General features: G+C 45.5%; 19 protein-coding genes. 3 read left to right on the top strand and 16 right to left on the bottom strand.

What is annotated here, in order from left to right:
• Positions 1-1,229 (bottom strand): type IV secretory system conjugative DNA transfer family protein (locus GJJ30_RS17575; protein ID WP_170299220.1); only part of this gene is annotated, 1,229 nt, incomplete at its 3' end.
• Between the two features lie 204 nt (positions 1,230-1,433).
• Between GJJ30_RS17575 and mobQ the strand changes: the two genes are divergently transcribed.
• Positions 1,434-2,354: a MobQ family relaxase gene (mobQ, locus tag GJJ30_RS17570; protein WP_154176491.1), complete on the top strand. Its 921-nt coding sequence runs from the start codon at positions 1,434-1,436 to the stop codon at positions 2,352-2,354.
• Positions 2,317-2,784 carry a hypothetical protein gene (locus GJJ30_RS17565; RefSeq protein ID WP_154176490.1) on the top strand — a complete coding sequence of 156 codons (468 nt, stop codon included), beginning with the start codon at positions 2,317-2,319 and terminating at the stop codon, positions 2,782-2,784. Before mobQ ends, GJJ30_RS17565 begins: the two co-directional genes overlap by 38 nt.
• Position 2,785: 1 nt before the next feature.
• Here GJJ30_RS17565 and GJJ30_RS17560 read toward each other — a convergent pair whose 3' ends face one another.
• The 7 genes from GJJ30_RS17560 to GJJ30_RS17530 form a co-directional block, all read right to left on the bottom strand.
• Positions 2,786-3,112 carry a hypothetical protein gene (locus GJJ30_RS17560; protein ID WP_154176489.1) on the bottom strand — a complete coding sequence of 109 codons (327 nt, stop codon included), beginning with the start codon at positions 3,110-3,112 and terminating at the stop codon, positions 2,786-2,788.
• 59 nt (positions 3,113-3,171) lie between these two features.
• Positions 3,172-3,399 (bottom strand): hypothetical protein, encoded by a 228-nt coding sequence (locus GJJ30_RS17555; RefSeq protein WP_154176488.1) that lies wholly within the window; start codon positions 3,397-3,399, stop codon positions 3,172-3,174.
• A 28-nt stretch (positions 3,400-3,427) separates the two neighbouring features.
• Positions 3,428-4,411, bottom strand: coding sequence for a DUF8464 domain-containing protein (locus GJJ30_RS17550; RefSeq protein WP_154176487.1), 984 nt, complete (start codon positions 4,409-4,411; stop codon positions 3,428-3,430).
• Positions 4,412-4,697: 286 nt separating this feature from the next.
• Positions 4,698-5,615, bottom strand: a complete 918-nt coding sequence (locus tag GJJ30_RS17545; protein WP_154176486.1) for a replication protein RepA — start codon at positions 5,613-5,615, stop codon at positions 4,698-4,700.
• A 77-nt stretch (positions 5,616-5,692) separates the two neighbouring features.
• Entirely contained in the window at positions 5,693-6,013 is a 321-nt protein-coding gene (locus tag GJJ30_RS17540) for a hypothetical protein (protein WP_154176485.1), read from the bottom strand.
• 5 nt (positions 6,014-6,018) lie between these two features.
• Positions 6,019-6,669 (bottom strand): AAA family ATPase, encoded by a 651-nt coding sequence (locus tag GJJ30_RS17535; protein WP_154176484.1) that lies wholly within the window; start codon positions 6,667-6,669, stop codon positions 6,019-6,021.
• A 191-nt stretch (positions 6,670-6,860) separates the two neighbouring features.
• The gene (locus tag GJJ30_RS17530) at positions 6,861-7,520 is read right to left on the bottom strand and encodes a recombinase family protein (protein ID WP_154176483.1); all 660 of its coding nucleotides are present in this window, start codon (positions 7,518-7,520) and stop codon (positions 6,861-6,863) included.
• Between the two features lie 90 nt (positions 7,521-7,610).
• Here GJJ30_RS17530 and GJJ30_RS17525 point away from each other — a divergent pair, with 90 nt between their 5' ends.
• The gene (locus GJJ30_RS17525) at positions 7,611-7,949 is read left to right on the top strand and encodes a hypothetical protein (RefSeq protein WP_154176482.1); all 339 of its coding nucleotides are present in this window, start codon (positions 7,611-7,613) and stop codon (positions 7,947-7,949) included.
• Between the two features lie 177 nt (positions 7,950-8,126).
• Here GJJ30_RS17525 and GJJ30_RS17520 read toward each other — a convergent pair whose 3' ends face one another.
• From GJJ30_RS17520 to GJJ30_RS32055, 8 genes are all read right to left on the bottom strand, one after another.
• The gene (locus tag GJJ30_RS17520; protein WP_154176481.1) at positions 8,127-9,170 is read right to left on the bottom strand and encodes a DUF7226 domain-containing protein; all 1,044 of its coding nucleotides are present in this window, start codon (positions 9,168-9,170) and stop codon (positions 8,127-8,129) included.
• 18 nt (positions 9,171-9,188) lie between these two features.
• On the bottom strand, positions 9,189-10,136 hold the full coding sequence (locus GJJ30_RS17515) for a COG2958 family protein (protein ID WP_154176480.1): 948 nt from the start codon (positions 10,134-10,136) through the stop codon (positions 9,189-9,191).
• Positions 10,137-10,151: 15 nt separating this feature from the next.
• A complete protein-coding gene (locus GJJ30_RS17510; RefSeq protein WP_205880578.1) occupies positions 10,152-11,861 on the bottom strand; it encodes an AlwI family type II restriction endonuclease in 1,710 nt (569 codons plus the stop codon).
• Between the two features lie 59 nt (positions 11,862-11,920).
• The gene (locus GJJ30_RS17505; RefSeq protein WP_154176478.1) at positions 11,921-13,801 is read right to left on the bottom strand and encodes a Dam family site-specific DNA-(adenine-N6)-methyltransferase; all 1,881 of its coding nucleotides are present in this window, start codon (positions 13,799-13,801) and stop codon (positions 11,921-11,923) included.
• A 275-nt stretch (positions 13,802-14,076) separates the two neighbouring features.
• Complete coding sequence (locus tag GJJ30_RS17500; RefSeq protein WP_154176477.1) at positions 14,077-14,604, bottom strand: hypothetical protein; 528 nt, start codon at positions 14,602-14,604, stop codon at positions 14,077-14,079.
• Between the two features lie 33 nt (positions 14,605-14,637).
• Positions 14,638-15,186 (bottom strand): hypothetical protein, encoded by a 549-nt coding sequence (locus tag GJJ30_RS17495; RefSeq protein WP_154176476.1) that lies wholly within the window; start codon positions 15,184-15,186, stop codon positions 14,638-14,640.
• 108 nt (positions 15,187-15,294) lie between these two features.
• Positions 15,295-16,266: a hypothetical protein gene (locus GJJ30_RS17490; protein ID WP_154176475.1), complete on the bottom strand. Its 972-nt coding sequence runs from the start codon at positions 16,264-16,266 to the stop codon at positions 15,295-15,297.
• On the bottom strand, positions 16,263-16,600 hold a 338-nt coding region (locus GJJ30_RS32055; RefSeq protein WP_170299218.1), incomplete at its 5' end, for a hypothetical protein. The genes GJJ30_RS17490 and GJJ30_RS32055, both read right to left, overlap by 4 nt.

Here is a 16,600-nt window from a genome sequence, read left to right as displayed (position 1 = left end):
TTGCCGCGCCGTTGCTGCCAGCTCCGGCCAATGACTTCGGCAGCATGATTATTCGTCTCCGGATCGCTGTTGGCATGCCAGATTTTAGTTTGCAAATTACCCACCAGGGAGTTAACCCGATGCCGGCTTCCCTCCCCTCCCATTTCGGCGTAATAGTTGGGTAGATTTTGCGTTAGGTACACTGTACAGGCCCGCGAACTGCGAGCGGTGGCCTGAAACTGCATGTCATATTCGGTCGCAAAATTCTGTGCTTCATCCACCCAGAGAAAGACCGGGCGGGGGTTGGCGGCAACGTCCCGGCGTTCGGTGGCCTGTTGCCAGATATATTTGTACACGACCTGAGCGGCCCGGCCTGCGCTGCCAAATTCCTTTACGGGCAAGTTCATCACAATAATGGCTCCATGATGAGTTAGCTCAGGATAGGCGACTTTATCAGCATCTTCCGGTGGCTCTGAAAACAGCATCCGAAACGGTCGGCGCAAGAAATTATCCGTCGTCGTGGTGAACATCGAGACAATGCCCGAACGGGTGCGGCTGCTGATGCTGGGGTATTCATCGAGCCAATAACCAGCGGTGGTTTCCAGATCGTAATCGGTCCACTTATCAAGTGTCTTGGTTTGGCACTCGGCCAATAGTTGAGCGCACAGGCTTTTTGCCCACCAGTCGGGGCTGTTGCGTTCCTCCGCACTCTGCGGGGCGGATCGCACGATTTCATGCATCAGGGGCACGGATACAGTACCCCTGGCGATCAAACTTAGGTCAATGGCATTCCGCATGAGTTGCTGCATGGCACCAGACCAATACGGATCGGCTCCACCGTTGCCGCTGCTGCGGCTGACGGCTTCGTAAACCGTCATAAAAAGCCGGACCAGATTTTCCGTATATCCGGCCCCTTCTCCCTCGCGGGCTACTTCATATTGGAGAAAAGGGAAACGGTAATTTCCACTGGCATCGAAGATCAAAACGCTGTCACTGCGGCCTGTTTCCTTGGCGTATTTTTGCCAGGTCGCCAGCTCATCTTTCTTAGCACAAAGTACTAGCCCACCGAACCCCGCCCGCAAATAGGCTTTGGCAAGTGCGGCACCGCTGCCGCTGGTTTTGCCTGAGCCTATTCCGCCAAAAATCTGCACGCCCTCACATGCCTGGCGTATGGTGAAAGTATCGGAGCGGTTTCGTCCGTCGCCATAACTGAAGTGATAAAGCACTTCATCCAGGTTCTCGAACTTCATACTAAAAGTGGGGGATAGGTCGTAAAAATGCTTAATTATTATTTGGTAATTATACGGGTAAAAAATAAAGCAATTTTTACCGATAAATAAATACATGAAAATTATTTTGAACTGTAATTGGTGGGCAACTATCTTACTTCCAAGCTCCTTACTCACAGAGTTGCATAGCAACTCTTATACGCGCACTTAGAAAAGATTCTACGCATGCATGCCAATTTGCATATATCCACCATCAGCCGTTCGCAAAGTCGTTCCGCTGTCGGAGCTGCGGCCTATCGTTCGGCGGTTGCCTGTGCCGCCTATCGCGCTAGTGAGAAATTAACGGATCAACGATACGAAAAAACGCACGACTTCACCCGGAAAGAAAACGTCCTGCATTCGGAGATCATCACCCCGGACGGTGCGCCCGAATGGATGAAGGATCGGCAAAGTTTGTGGAACGGGGTCGAAGCTGGTGAAAAAAGAAAAGATGCCCAATTAGCCAAAGAAATCATTCTGACGCTGCCCCGGAATTTAGACTTGGAGCAACACAAAGAAGTGGTCCGGGATTTCATCAAAGAGAATCTGACCAGCAAAGGACTCGTGGCCGATTTTGCCATTCACAGCCCCGAAGCATCTGACGGTGATCGTAACCCACATGCTCATATCATGTACACCCTACGCCCAGTCGAAGATGGGAAATTCGGCAAAAAACTATCGGGGTATGAAGGGGGCTTGCTTGATAGTAAACGCTGCCTCCAAGAAATGCGACAATCTTACGAACGCATTTTAAACGACGCTTCCGAGAAAGCCGAATCTGACATTCATTTCGATTTGCGCAGCCTGAAAGAGAAAGGCATAGAGCGGCAACCGCAACCCAAGATCGGGCCGAAAGTGACCTACCTAGAAAAACGCGGCTACGAAACTGAGTGGGGAAAAGAGGTGCGCCAGGTTGCCCACCAGAATAACGCGCAAGTGGCTTATGCTGGCCACCGCCTGACGCATCAAATTACTTACCACACAACCCGCGCGCTCGATGCGGTGCGCGATGATGTAGCATACAAATATTACGAGGCCGCATATGGAGAAAATAACCACAAAGATTTCTATGGAAACGACGAACGAGACCGGGGCATCGACCGATAAGAACGAAATTCTGAAAAAATATACCCGCCAGCCTTACCCGACTCTCGTCAAACCAGCTCCAAATACGGAACCTGACGAGACAGACGAAAATGAGGATGGGCGATACCGTGCCCTGGTGCAGCATATGGAGAAGCGGGGGAATGCCCCTAGGTTTCGCATAATTGACCGTAGGGGGCACATCTATGGGTGCGGGTATGCCTACCTACTGGGATGGTTCTACACACCCCCTGAAACGCTCTCTATTCAAACCACGACGCATGTTTTTACCCTGACAGGGAAAGGGCTGGGGAAAATTGAGCAATCCTTATTGCGCGAAAAGGTCAAGGAACTACGGGAATTTCACCCTGGACACGATCTAGAACCGGAACCAGACCAGCCAATTATAACAGCCCTAACCATTTCTAGCCCATTCGACAAAACGGCGGAATAGATCAGCGTTCGGGTTCAGGTGCTTTTTCAGGGGCGGTTTTTTCCTGAGATGCTTCCTTAGGCTGCTGGCTCTGCTCCATCGCCTGTTGAATCTTGGCCGCTCCTCGTTGTTCCTGTTTTGGCATCTGGTCGGGCGGCTCACTAGTACGTATTTGTGCGGGCCTTCCTGCGTTTGTCTGATATTCCGGCTTTTCCGCCACGCCTTGTTTTTCCAGCCCCTGCCCTGTCTGCTGCACGGCACTTTTGGTTTCTGGTGACATTTTTTCGATGGCCGCGCGCGACTCAGGCGGCATGTTCTTCAATATCTCATCAACGGTTTTCGATGCCATAACGGAAGGAGTTTGACCTTCCGAAAGATAGCGAAAATTTTAAGCCTATTGGTTTACCGCTACTCGAAATTAAGCGGGGGCAAACCCACCTCATGGCAACGGCGGTTCACATCGCGGATGGCTTCTATGTTGTTTGGGGTTAGAACGTAAATACCTTCGGCCACTTCATTCAGCAATTGGGCCGCTTTCAATTTGAGTTGAAAAACGGCTTCTCCGTAGGTTTCGCAATTATGCGCTTCGCGCTGCGGAAAGGGAAAAGGAACAATGTGTGCGGCTGTCTGGGTCATGGCTCAATTATAGCATGATCCCCCTGCCCTAAATGCGAAAGTTTGATGACGGTTTTTGCTGGGAACGGCGCGCCCGCAACAGGTCGTTTAAATCGTGGTGCGGGGCAAATGCCTCGCCCTGGGGCAATAGAATTGCTCCGAACTCCGCCTTAAATCTTTCTGTCCCCTGCTGGCCCGCCTTATCGTTATCCAGGTAGGTTTTCACGGTTTGATAGTTTTGGCTGCGGATATGGCCCACGGCTCGGTGAAACGAAGAAAGCGAGTGCATGATGATCGCGTCGTCGGGCAAATGATCGGCGCCAGTCAATACCAGGTAAGATAGAAAATCGGTCATACCCTCGAAAACATGCGCTGTACTGCGCTCGGCTGCGTTGCCGGGAATGATCGTAATGTCGCGGGCTTTGAGAGCGGATTTGAAATTGTATTTACTCGACGCAACCCGGATTTCAAATCCTCCGGCCTGGTTCTCCATTCCAAAAGCGAAATACTCTTTCCCGGTGGCTAGGTTCCGGTAGCGCACTTCCTGCAAATATCGCTGCGCCAGTGATGCGGGAATGTGGCGTTCATCAGCCAGGTAGGAAAGGATCAAGGATCGGCGGATCGGCTGCGCGTCAATAAATTCGAGCTGACGATCTTCTAAAAAATTTTCGACCGCTTCGCGGTGGGCTTGCTGTTGAAAAGAAAAAAGCTCGGGGCGGGTTTGCGGCCTGGGTGCTTGATTGCTGAATAAACCAGGCTGAAACATATCGTCCAGAAAAGACAATGCGTCTTTGATGCTGGTTAGATTCTGCTGACGCATCACGAAATCAATCACGGTGCCGCCTTTGTCTCCGAAGTCGTTCCAGATCCATTTGCCGCCAATGAACGAGGTATGAAACGATGGCTCGGCCTCTTTACGGAACGGGGAACGATACCAAAGTTCATAGCCGCCTTTTGTTTCCCGCACCGGAGAATGCCCCAGCTTGGCGAGAAGATCGGGCAACGAAAGTTTTTTGGCTTGCTCTGAATTCATATAAATATGTTCATTTGTTTTTCAGGCCTACCCTCACCCCCCCTTTTCTTTTCACCAGCAAAAGAGAAATTTTTGAGATTCTGTGAAAGTTTTCCACTAAATCGAGCCAACCATTAATAGTAAGTTTTTTTATTTAATAGTTACTATAATAGGTTGTCCTACCAAGTTACGGTGATTTCCCTACCAAGTTACGGTGGATAAGTGCATCTTTCTCCTACCAAGTTACGGTGGATAAATATACGCAAGTAACTGTTATACAGCACTTATCAACATGGCTCCTACCAAGTTACGGTACAATAAATTGCTGTTTCCTTTGAATAGGTGCAGGACTTTTCTCGAACGTCCATCCCTGCCCGTCACAGCTAAACTTTGCGTCGTTGTAAGCGACCCGCACGAGACCGGCTGTATGTCGCATTTTCGCTTTGAAATTATCCATCCGGTCAATGTCGCCCCCAAAGATTTCTTTCATGATGGGCCAGGTTAAAAACAGGGGCTTTTTCAGGCTGTGCAAACGGTATGCAAGGAAGCTGTAAAAGTCGATGGCGCGGGCATTGCCGGAAAGGATGCGCAGATGTTCAAGCGCAAGCGGTAAGGGGTGCTTTTGCAGCTCTTCCCAATAGTCCAGGCTTAGGTGAATATGCCGCTTCCAGAGTAGGAGCTGACCAGGTTGCGACTGCGGGAATAAATCGAACCCTTTCACGATGGGGATATTCGCTTGCAGGCTGCTCCCGTCTGCTTGGCGATAGCTGACGCTGATAATGGACGATGCTAAACGAGCAATCTGATTGCGAGCTTGGTTGATTTGATTCCCCCCATCGGTTAGACCCATTTTTTGCAGAAACTTAGGGAGCGTGTCGGCCTCGATGTCAATTTTATTGCTGCCTTGCTGCAATGCTAAAGCGTTGATAACCCCTAATAGCAAACGAGCTTTTGGCCCAAAGGGAACACCCAAGAATTGATCTTCTCCCGTTAGCGGATTCTCGACGGACATTTGCTTTATCCTTAACGAGAAATCCCCGCTGGTGTGTTTCCAGCTTTCAGTGGGGGCTAGTTTTGCATCGCGCCGGGGGAAATACACATGAGCCAAAGCAACAGGCATATATAAATGTTGCCGTTCCTCCTTGGGCGTCTCGAAACTTTCCATAACAAGCCGCATTCGGCTTTGGACATAGCGAGAGGGCTTTTTATCTTCTGTTCCGCTCATGCGTTTGAACCTGATTGTAAAACTATTTTCGAACCTGTTTTTGCACCTAATTCTAGGTTTACTTATAGGTTAACTTATTAATCTAAATTGTAATGCTTTCGCTCACGCCGTATCTTTTCCTCAATGGCTTCAATCATCCAGTCTTGCAAGGATACACCAAGTTTTGGGCTGATGGGTTTACGCGGGCGCTTCGCGCGTAACTCGTCAATGGCTGCAAGTTGAGTGGAAAGAATTTTTATATTAAAGTTTTTGATCGTTTCCGGCACTGTCTGCGGCTCAACTGCGGCAACAGTTGAGCTGCCCCGATTGATGATCTCGTCAATCTTCTTATCGTTAGATTTGGCCGTTGGCTCGATAGCGTTGGCGGGTTTCTTTCTGGGTGGTGCTGATACAGCCATATGATTTACTTTTTAATGCCTGTGATGTGACGAAATAAGGCTTCCACTTCATTGATGGCCTTTTCATCTGCCGGGGTCATTTCAAAAACAGAAAGGCCTTTACTGGCTGCCGTGGCGAACGCCTTCCGGTTGATGATTGGGAAATCGACGTAATTCAATTCTTCATTATCGCTCAAAACTTCGATGGCCTCGCTGTTGTCCGGGCCTCGCGTGTCTGCTTTATTCAGGAATGAATAAAGCTGTAACGGTGTGGCTCGGCTTCCCTGGATTTCACTCAGTAGAGCTTGCACCTTGGAAAGCGTCCATATCTCATAGCTGCGGGGAGCAAACGGAAGAAGGTATATATCCGAAATGAACAGTGCGGCCCGTTGACTGGCGGTATCGCGCCCTCCTGTATCGATCACGATATGATCGTATTTCGGGCGCATCTGTTCAACCTGTCGCCGGAGCGTTGCGCCGTGGAGCTGTACCAGCGTATAGCCAATATTGTCTTTCAGAGTTTCTTCTCTCCATGCCGTGAAGTCGCTTGCGCTCTCCTGCTCATCGGCATCCACAAGCAACACGTCGGCCCCTTGCCTGGATAACCAGACAGTTAAATTCGTGGAAAGAGTAGTTTTTCCTGTGCCGCCCTTAATGCCGCCTACGGTAAAAATCATGCGCTTACTCGTCTGTTTTTGGTGTAATTTCTCACCTATTTTTAGGTGTACTTATCATGTATTGCAATACTAATATTAAAACTTGGTTTTGGTGCTAATCTTTCACCTGTTTTTTAACTTCTTTCTGAACCCAAAAGCACACCTGTTTTTGAATCTACTCATAGGTTACAATAAGCACCCATCTTTCTAAATTAATGGGGCAAGGGATCAAGACGTTTTAATAAAGCATGTACGGTGCGTATGTGCCAGCCCTGAGCGGTGCTTCGATAGGTTGGCACCTGTCGGCGGTTCAACTCGTCACGCATGGCCCGGATCGTGGTTATGCCTTGGCGTTGAATTTCCTGCACCATTGGGCGCATCTGCTCCGCGAACTCGTCGGCAGCTTCGCGTTCTTTATGGCACTGCACTTCTTTTCCATGCTTGCCCAACTGTACACCGCGCCGGATGGCGGCTTGTAGTGCGTCTTTCGTGCGGGTGCTGATTTGTTTGCGCTCATGCTGGGCGAATGCTGCCAATAGGTGAATCATCAGCTCGTCGGCATAGGGATTGTCTACAGCCTTAAACTGCACTTTGCTTTCCATCAAATTCGCAATGAATGCGACGTTGCGGCCTAATCGGTCGAGCTTGGCAATGATGAGGGTGGCTTTATGTTTTCGGCATTGCGCAAGTGCAGCCAGTAGCTGCGGGCGTTGGTTTTTCCGCCCGCTCTCGATCTCGGTAAAGTGTGCCGTAACCTGATAGCCTTGTTGATTAGCAAACAGGCGAACGGCCTCTTTCTGGGCTTCCAAGCCCAAACCGCTTTTGCCCTGGCGGTCGGTTGAAACACGGTAATAGGCGATGGCTTTAATCATATCTAAAAGTTATTGCTATTTCTTATTATCTATATAGAAAATCAGTAACTTACCGAAATTAATCTCTTATCCTTATAGCTATAATATAACATGGATCCTGAACTTGAAAAATTAGTCCTACGATACAAGTTCATATACTCAATGACTGGTTTAGGTTTGGGGCTAGTTAGTATGATTGGCGGAATAGCCCTTTTTCTAAACGGTATTGCTGGTTCCACTAGTTGGACAGCAAAAATATTGGGTAATGAGAGCACCATTACTGATGCCGCCCCAGGTGCTATTCTATTCATTGTTGGTCTATTTACCGTTGTAACTACAAGATATAAGGTAAAAATTGATAGGGGCTCTAATCAATATGGTAATTACACACAGCTAGATACATCTAGAGACCCTGGCCCCACAAGCCAAGCAGATGGGTCCGCAGGATGATTGTTTATATACTACAATCATCGTAAGGCTTGACATTCACGAAATAGACGTTTTAACCTCCCTTTTGTTCACATGCATACGTCCGTATGCATGTATACAAAATTACAAAAGAAAAAGCCCAAAGGGCCGTTTTACAAAGCTTTCGTTTATACAGAAACAAGCGAAATAATTCTCTATCTACGGAACTAGTCCTAAAAAAGGCAATTTTGCTCTTGTAGCCTCAGAAGCATGAAGCAAATCGTCACCATCCCATATCAAAGCAATTCCTTGATCGCTTTCTAAATAATCTAGCATCCATTTGTTAGAGGTATCAAGTTCATTTTCAATAACTAAGACAAGATTCGCTTCTTTTTTGTTTTGTAAGTATCTATATTCATTCAATTGGCTAATACCCCTCCTAACTTGCGAACGTGTATTCCCATTATTTGTCGATTTCATTTCAAAGAGAAAATCCTCTCCTATACTAGTTGCTAAGTCGATTAGCTGATTTGATTTTGGTATGCCACCAGCCACTGAAATCCTGTTAGCAACCAAATTGACAAGTCTATTGTGGGCTCCTATTGCTCGATCCAGTCTTGCCAAATCCTTATAAACGAGAATCGCTTCTTCAGCTCTTGCCACCCTTTCGCTGATTGTTTGAAAATCTGTAAGTTCTGCTGGTGTAGGCAATAAGGGTTGGTGATCGTCAATAAAATTCAATATTGGAACTTCTGGTATAATGAAGCTTTGAAAATGGAAATAACCATTTTCTTTTCTGATAATATTCAATGTTTCTAGCCAAGATAGGAGCGTACTAACTCTTCTCGGAACTGTAGTTACATCTGTATCTTGGGGTCCAATTTCATAAAAGAAATCTGCAATTTGCTCTTTTGTAACACTATCACTTTTTTCTAAGAATGGCAGTAAGCGTTGCACAGCTTCGATTTCTAGAACAGCTTTAATGAATACTGGGTTTTTAATACTTGAATTTTGTAGAAATTCTTCACCTAATGCTGTCAATGTAGCTTGATTACGGTGATTATATATCAATCCCAACAGCTCTGCTGCATGGCGATAATAACGGCCCTGACGAGCCATGTTGTCCTGACTAGATTTATTTAATTCAGGAATATCGCTTACAAGCTCATAATCTCTTCTCGCACCGTTTCCAACGGCAACTATCACTCTGACAACATGTTCAATTGTATCTGCTTGTGGTATAAGAAAACTTTGTAACTGCATGTAACTTGTTTTTAGCTTCTACTCTGCGTAATCCCAGTCCCTATTTTTTAGGTTACCAGTTTGATAAAATTGGCGAACTAATTCAATATAATTGATAAAATCTCGGTTTTCTTTAACAAGCCGGTTCGCGGTATTCCAATCAACATCGCTTCGTTCCTTAGCGGGAATCAAAATTTCGCTTTCCGCTGGGTTGTCAGCATTAAGACGAATAACCCCAATACCATGTAAGCTAGTCAGCATGAGCAATTCTTTGATAGTTTCTCTACCTTCAATCTCAGCCGCAACTAAATAACCAAGATTCGCCCAGCTAGAATTACTCACTGCCTGAAAAAAAACCTCTCGAACGTTCGAGCGATTCACTAAAAGTTTAACCTCGAAAGACCATAGTTTAGTCTTTCGATCAGCGTACTGTTTAACACATTCTCTAATTTCAGAATGCCATTCTCGGCTTAGATCCTCCATACCAACTAGATCAGGATAAAGCCACTTATTACCCCCTGGCCCTCGATTGTTACTCGATTTTTTTTCGTCAATCCGTTTGCTGTAAACTCCTAACTCGGTAAAGAGATACTCGGCTAATTTGGGGTATAGGCTCTGCTCATTTTTTGTAGTAGGCAGCTCTTGCAGCAAATTCAAATCTGTACTTCCGGCTTCTAACGCATCAATTTCGGCCTGATCTGTTTTTGAGGTAAAATAGTATCTCCGTGGCCGTCCTTCTGTAGTTTTTACTTGAGGGTACTTTTTTTGAAGCCTTTGGCTCTGAGAGCTAATTTCAGCGACGAGTTGCTGAAGCAGTGCTGCTTCAGTATTAAGTGGGATGACTATTGCACGGCTTTGCTCTTGTTTCTTTCTGCATTCATCTGGATACGTCTGATAAATCCACTCTGCAATTTGCCGGGCTGTGAACTTATTATCAGGGCTAGATTTTAGAAATTCTGTTACAGTGTGAACAAGATTAAGCGACATAAAATTTAATATGGATTACACCAGGCCTCTAATTGTTTGCTCAATATGCTGAGAGATAGATTTTTTCCAAGCTGGCGCGTCCATATGGGAATCCATACGACCTTGTTTAATTATATCTTTTAATACGTGGCGCATCCCTGGTAAATTTGCTTTACCTGCGCTCAATAGCTTCTGAAAATCATCTAAGCGGATTGGTACAATGTGAAGGTTTAGCTTCGAATCATCATGCATGTACCAGTCGCCGGAACGGTATGTATTAGCGGTGTTGCTGTCGATATTTATAGCTAGGAATAAGCCATAAACAGGCTTTCCCGTGTCTTTATGCTCAACTGCATATTTAGCAACGTGCCTTCTCACAGGTTCACCTTCAGCGGCTTCCTGCCGTGATGAACTAGTAAAGGTAACTTCAACGACAATAATAGCATCCGGAAATTCAAACACCATATCGGGGCCGTTTCCGGGTGCCGTGCCTACTGGCAAAAAGTCCTGGTCGATTTGAAAACGTCTTGCATTCCAAGGTGCATTTACCAGCGAATTGATTGCCAAGAATGCCCGCCAAATTGCCCATTCAAAATATGCGGGTCGTTCAGCATTCGGAATAACAATTCTCTCACCCGCAAATGTCGCTGGTCTTTGTAAAAGAGCATCTATCCATGCAAGAATTTCGTCAATCTGCGCAGGCTGATTATGGTAATACTCTTCCTCGTCAAGGTGTCGTAATTGCTCTTCTAGGGCATGACGTTTTTGTGAAACGTCTTCGCCAGGTGTCAACGGTGTAACTACTTTCCCTTTTGCCCTAATCTTGGCGATCAGGTCGTTTACAACTTTTTCGGCTGCGGGTACGTCGTCCGTTGGCAGTTTTGCGCCGTTCCACAGATTTATCAAATACTCAGCGGGCGCAAGAGCCGGGTCGCCCGCTTCGTGGATCAGTTGGGTTAGCTCTTCTTTGATCGGCGCAATTGAAATGCCTCGGCCCTTCGATCTGAAAATGCCTGTGGCTTTCAAATACCGCAAACTTAAATCTGCATAATCATCGAGGGTTTGTCCTTTGGTATTGATTTTATCGGCTATAATTCCGGGATTTGCGGCAACAATCACCCGTGTTAATTCTTCACGGTCAAACTTTCTCATCTGGCCAGCATGGGCGGCTCTACGAGTGCGATAATCTAAAATGGTTGCTGCAATTGCAGGGATTCCAATATCAGGCGAAGATGTTTGAATAAATAGGGCATACTCATCAAATGATATATATGCCTCTCCGCCTTGGTGCTTAATCTCAAATAGTATGTCGATGACAAATTTCAAAGGGGAGAACGGCGGGCATCTGTACCCCTGCTCGATGGGAGAAGGAATTTGATATGCTGATAAAGACCGCAAAAAACATTCCTGCTGTCCTGCAATTACATCAGCATTGATAAGCCGGTAGCCGTTAGGGGTTATTTCATACGGGCGACCAGAAAGGCCAGAAACCCCGTCGGTCACTGGTAATAACTCCGGATCGGCATCGCCTGATTCTGTTTTGTTATTCAGCTTGGGAGTTATAAAACCAAGCTGCATAAGGGCCGAACGCCACTTTCTGCCTATATCTGAATAATCTTCGCCTTTGCCCTCCGCATACCTTTTTACAACGGCAATTTCGGAGTTATGAAGCAGTTCGGAAAATTCAAGCTCCTTTGGCTTTCCAATGATGCTGCCATTCAACGGTGACGCTTGTAGGGCGATCAAAGCCGAACGTAAGCGGTATGGTGTCCTTACGGTGGTGTTCCCAATGTGCCAAAGCATCGCTAGTATCCGATAAAAATATATTCTTGCGCGTCGTTCCCTACAACGCCCTCTTTTTGGTTTCCAAATGAGTATTTATAATCAACCTTCACCACTTCGACTTTCTCTTTGTATTTCGACATAAGCCCTACCATTTCGTCCAATGTGGGAAGTGAGTTCGATGAATACGAGACAACTAAAATACTGTCTTTGAATCGGTGAAAGAGTTTATCGAAAGCATCAAATGCGCCTTTACGGGATGAAAATGGCGTTGGATAGCTTTTAAATTTCTTCGTTTTAGTATGTTGCTGAATTTCCAACCCTTCCCAATCGCACGCTAAACCCTCAATGAAATGGTAGCGACGAACGTATTCATTATCTGACAGTGGACTGAAATAAGGCGGGTCCATATAGACTAAATCCGCATCTTTTCGGATGCTCATAGCATCTCCGCGCCGTGATGCATTCACCTGGCCGTTATCGAAAACAGCATTATTTATGTCTTTTACGGCATTCAGAAAATGATCTTCTAGAGAGATTTGCAAATCCTTTCTCCCGTCGTCATACCGCTGACCAACATAAGTAAAGATGCCCCTTGGCCGCTTCTTGGTACAGGCCCGTACTAAAGCAGAAAGTGCTATTGCTCTTTCGTACTGATTCGACATTTTTTTGATATTGGATCTCAGAACGTCGATGAGTAAATTTTCTTCGGCGGTGAAATACAAACCTGCAAATGTATCCTGAACGAACGTATCAATTTTTTTGCCGGGCTTTAAAAGCGCCCGCGCTTTTTCTTCGCTCAACTTCACCGAACTATTCTCGATCATAGCTTTGGAATAGGTCGCAGCCAAAGACATATAATCATTGCTTATGACCCTCTTCCCAAGGGTTTTAAACATATAGCCAACGATTCCCGACCCTGAAAATAAATCCATCGCTGATTCAAATTCAAATCGACGTGTTACCTCTGTCAGATGTGGTAGCAGCTTACTTTTTGAACCCATCCACCGAGTTGACGGGAATTTATCCACCTGCTCAGGAACTGTATCAAGAACCTGCGTTATCGATCGTTTGAAGGGTACGGTTACAATAACATCCTCGCCGGTTCTTCCTCCGGCTTTGCTGTTTATATTTCGTTTGGTTTGAAGAACCTCAATTTTGTAGGCTCCGTAAAGCTCATGCACAAGTGGATGATTCGAGTTTGACAAAAGCACATAGCATCCCAACTCGTGCAAACGATGCACCTCTTCAGCCAACTCTTTATGATCTTCCTCGTAAAATTGCTCCTTCGTGTATCGCTTGAAATCGCTGTATTTTGAAATTGGCAGATATGGAGGATCAAGAAAAACAAAATCTCCTGGCTCTGCATGTTCCCTAAGCACTGCTTTGTAATCATCGTTATAGATTATCGCGCGCTGTAGAACTTCGGATGCTGCAAGAAGCACATCGGGATCGCCAATTTTCGGGTTTGCGTACCGACCGTAAGGGACATTGAACTGACCTTTTTTATTTACTCGATAAAGGCCGTTGAAGCAGGTTCTGTTTAAATAAAGGGTTCTTGCCGCAGCATGATATGGATCAAGGCTGTTAAACTCAAGGGCTCGTGTCGAGTAAAATAAATCTTCCTCGTTTCGGAACGTGGTCAATAACTCAATTAATTTATAGGGATTAGTTGCAAGACATTGATAAAGGTTAGTAAGCTCCGGATTGGAGTCAGCAATAATAGCCTTCGTTGGGTTGAGATGAAAGAAAAGTGCGCCCCCACCAAAAAACGGCTCAATATATTTGTTGAATTTTTTGGGGCTGCGTTCCATCAATTGGTTGATTATCTGCATTTTGCCCCCAGCCCATTTTAAAACGGGCTTTGCTTGTACTTGAATTAATTCCGCTGCTATCAATCCCATCTGTGTTGTCCGATCACAAAAACATTTCGTCTATTTACCACAATCTTACCAAATAAAGCACAACCTACCTTGCGGATACTTTCAAAAGATTTTCTCAGATTGTTTTGTAGCTGAAAATGAGGGGTTTCACTATTCACAAAAAGAGGGGCACTTTTAAAAATGCTCTCCTTTTTGTGAACTAACAATGGCGTAATTGTTGTGCGAACAAATGGCACTTACCTAGGATCACATTCTATGAACTCTGCAAAACAATTCTAATGTGATAACTTAGAAAATCAGTCGTCTAAGCCTAGCATCTTCAAATCCGCGTATTGAAGCGTGTCCCTCTGGGCCTGCATCTCTTTTTTTCCTCCCCTTTCCATATAGAAATAAGGGTCCAAATGGGGGTACATCTGCAATTCTGCCTTTTCAGTATCGAAACTCGCTACAAAATGCTCAAACATAAAAGCTGAGTTCTTGCGAATCCATTCTTCCGTGATTTTCGAGTTTTCTCGTGTCTCGAAAATATCCAGTGCTTTTGCATTGTCCCAAATATCAACCGCAGCACAAGTATCACGAGAATACTCGTGTTTTCTCAGCTCATTAATTAATGCAACGATTTCTTGCGGTGTATGTGAACCTGAATCAATTACGACCCTTAAAATCCTAAAAGAATAATTATAGATCGGTCCTACTACCGTATACGGTTTGCTCTGAGTTGAGTTCAAACCTTCGCCATATTGGCCCTTTTTATTTTTATCCGAATCGCAGCTTGAAACGGCAATTAAGCCCAACACAATTAATGAGACGAATAGTAATTTCATTGGATAGTTGTTTGAAATTATACCTCGCTGTGACTACTGACGGATATACTTGTGTCTAATGACAAAAGCACTATCTACCCAATTTGGAATTTCTAATGTTTCGTCGCGTGTAAAAGTGTTTTTATAGACTTGTACATTCCGAAATCGTTGGACAATTGCCGACTTTTTTTTATTTCCAATTACTATGGAATCTAAAAGCAAAAAGACGGTTGGATCGCTTTCAAAACCCCATGCTCTGGTGACTACCTCATCTTGTTCTGTCATTATGATTTTGCCTAGCTTCTCATTTTGTTTTTGGCGTACAAATTCTATCGTGTACGATCCTCTTTCCTTCATCTTTGTAACTTGCGTTAAGAGTGTATCTAGCTGAGCACTCATTTCAGGAGTTAGCTTGAAATTTTTATTTTTCTTTTTGGCAAGATTAATGAATCCTGCCCTAAGCTTAGCAAGCTCCTTTTCCATAAATGGCATGTCATATTTCCAAACGCCATAAAGTGCTTCGGAATATGCCTTTGCATTTTTTTCGATGGGAATTAGCTTATCGTCGCTTTCCTCTTTTTTCTCACTTCCACACGATGCCATGACGAAGGTGAATGAGCTGAGCATTAAAAAATAAAACCCGGTCCTCATGATTGAAAAGTGTTTAAAATAGAGATGTTATTTCTGTTTTAGACGAGTTTTAATATTGCTTTATATAGCTTCTCCGTTCGTATTGATGGAGTCCCCTGGAAAAATTGGTGGATTGCTTCGCTGTACGCTTTTCTTTAGTTGGGGATTCATGGCGGCAATGGCATCCGCCAAGGTGGGGTGCGTCTTTTCGATAACTTGTATAATTTCAGGCGTCCTTTCTGCTTCGCGGGCCGTTTCTTTAATAAACTGTTCCATACGTTCCGATCCTGGGGAGTCAATACCGCGCAAAGCATCATTGATAATTTTGGCATCTATGAGCTGATCCCGAATATCTAGTACATAAGATCGTTGTGCCTGGTGCCGCGCACCGGTTGAAAAATTCAGGGCCATAACCGAAAAAAATAGCCAAAAAAACATGCTTGTCTGCCCTATTTGCGCACACATGATAGCAAAGACAAAAACCGTAAAAGGTTCGACAAATCGCTCAGTAAATATATCCACATCCCGAAGCACCGGTAGTGCACCAGGTAATCGATCCTGGTTGGTTTTGGGAATGATTTTAAACAACAGACGGACTACAGCATTCAGAAAACGATTCAAAATGCCCATAAGAAACCAGCCAATGGGCCGCAACCAGGAGCGCCCGGAGGAATAAGAATGTACCGGGCGGCCTGTAATATCATTCCACCAGATTCGAAGGAAGTGGATGATACTCAAATAAAAATAGTATTCAATGACAGTGCCCATCCAGCTAACATAAACATAGGGATCATCTCCACCACGGCTACCAAACAACCAGGTCAGAGGGTTGAAAATCCCGACGAGTGACGACGCAAATCGAAAAATAACCAGGACGATTAGGCCCGCAAAAAAATTGGCTCTCGTAAAATATCGCTCTCCAAAATCCCGGCGCAAAAAAACCTCAATGGGCACCGTGAACCAGCCTAAAATGTAGTTCATTAAACCCAGTCCGGGGATGATCCCGGACAAAACTTGATCCCCTCCGGTCACATCGCGTGGCTGGTTTCTCATGGTTTTAATTGATTAAAGGTGGCGAATAGATAGGTGTCACGGCCCGACCAGGTGCGGCCATTTTGAAAGACGATTGCACCGACATTGTATCCATTCTCCGGCCCCCCTTTAGGAAGCCGGGTGAACGTCTGCGGGGTTACGTCAAAATCGAAGCTCTCTTGTTGCGATTCGCCAAAATTGAGCGATTCACCCCCCAATGATTGCGATTTGCCGCGCCGTTGCTGCCAGCTCCGGCCAATGACTTCGGCAGCATGATTATTCGTCTCCGGATCGCTGTTGGCATGCCAGATTTTAGTTTGCAAATTACCCACCAGGGAGTTAACCCGATGCCGGC

The sequence above is a fragment of the Larkinella terrae genome (genome assembly GCF_009668025.1).
In the GTDB taxonomy this organism is placed as follows: Bacteria; Bacteroidota; Bacteroidia; order Cytophagales; family Spirosomataceae; genus Larkinella; species Larkinella terrae.
Note: the sequence above shows the minus strand (reverse complement) of the source record. Positions and strands in the feature narration are given on the sequence as shown.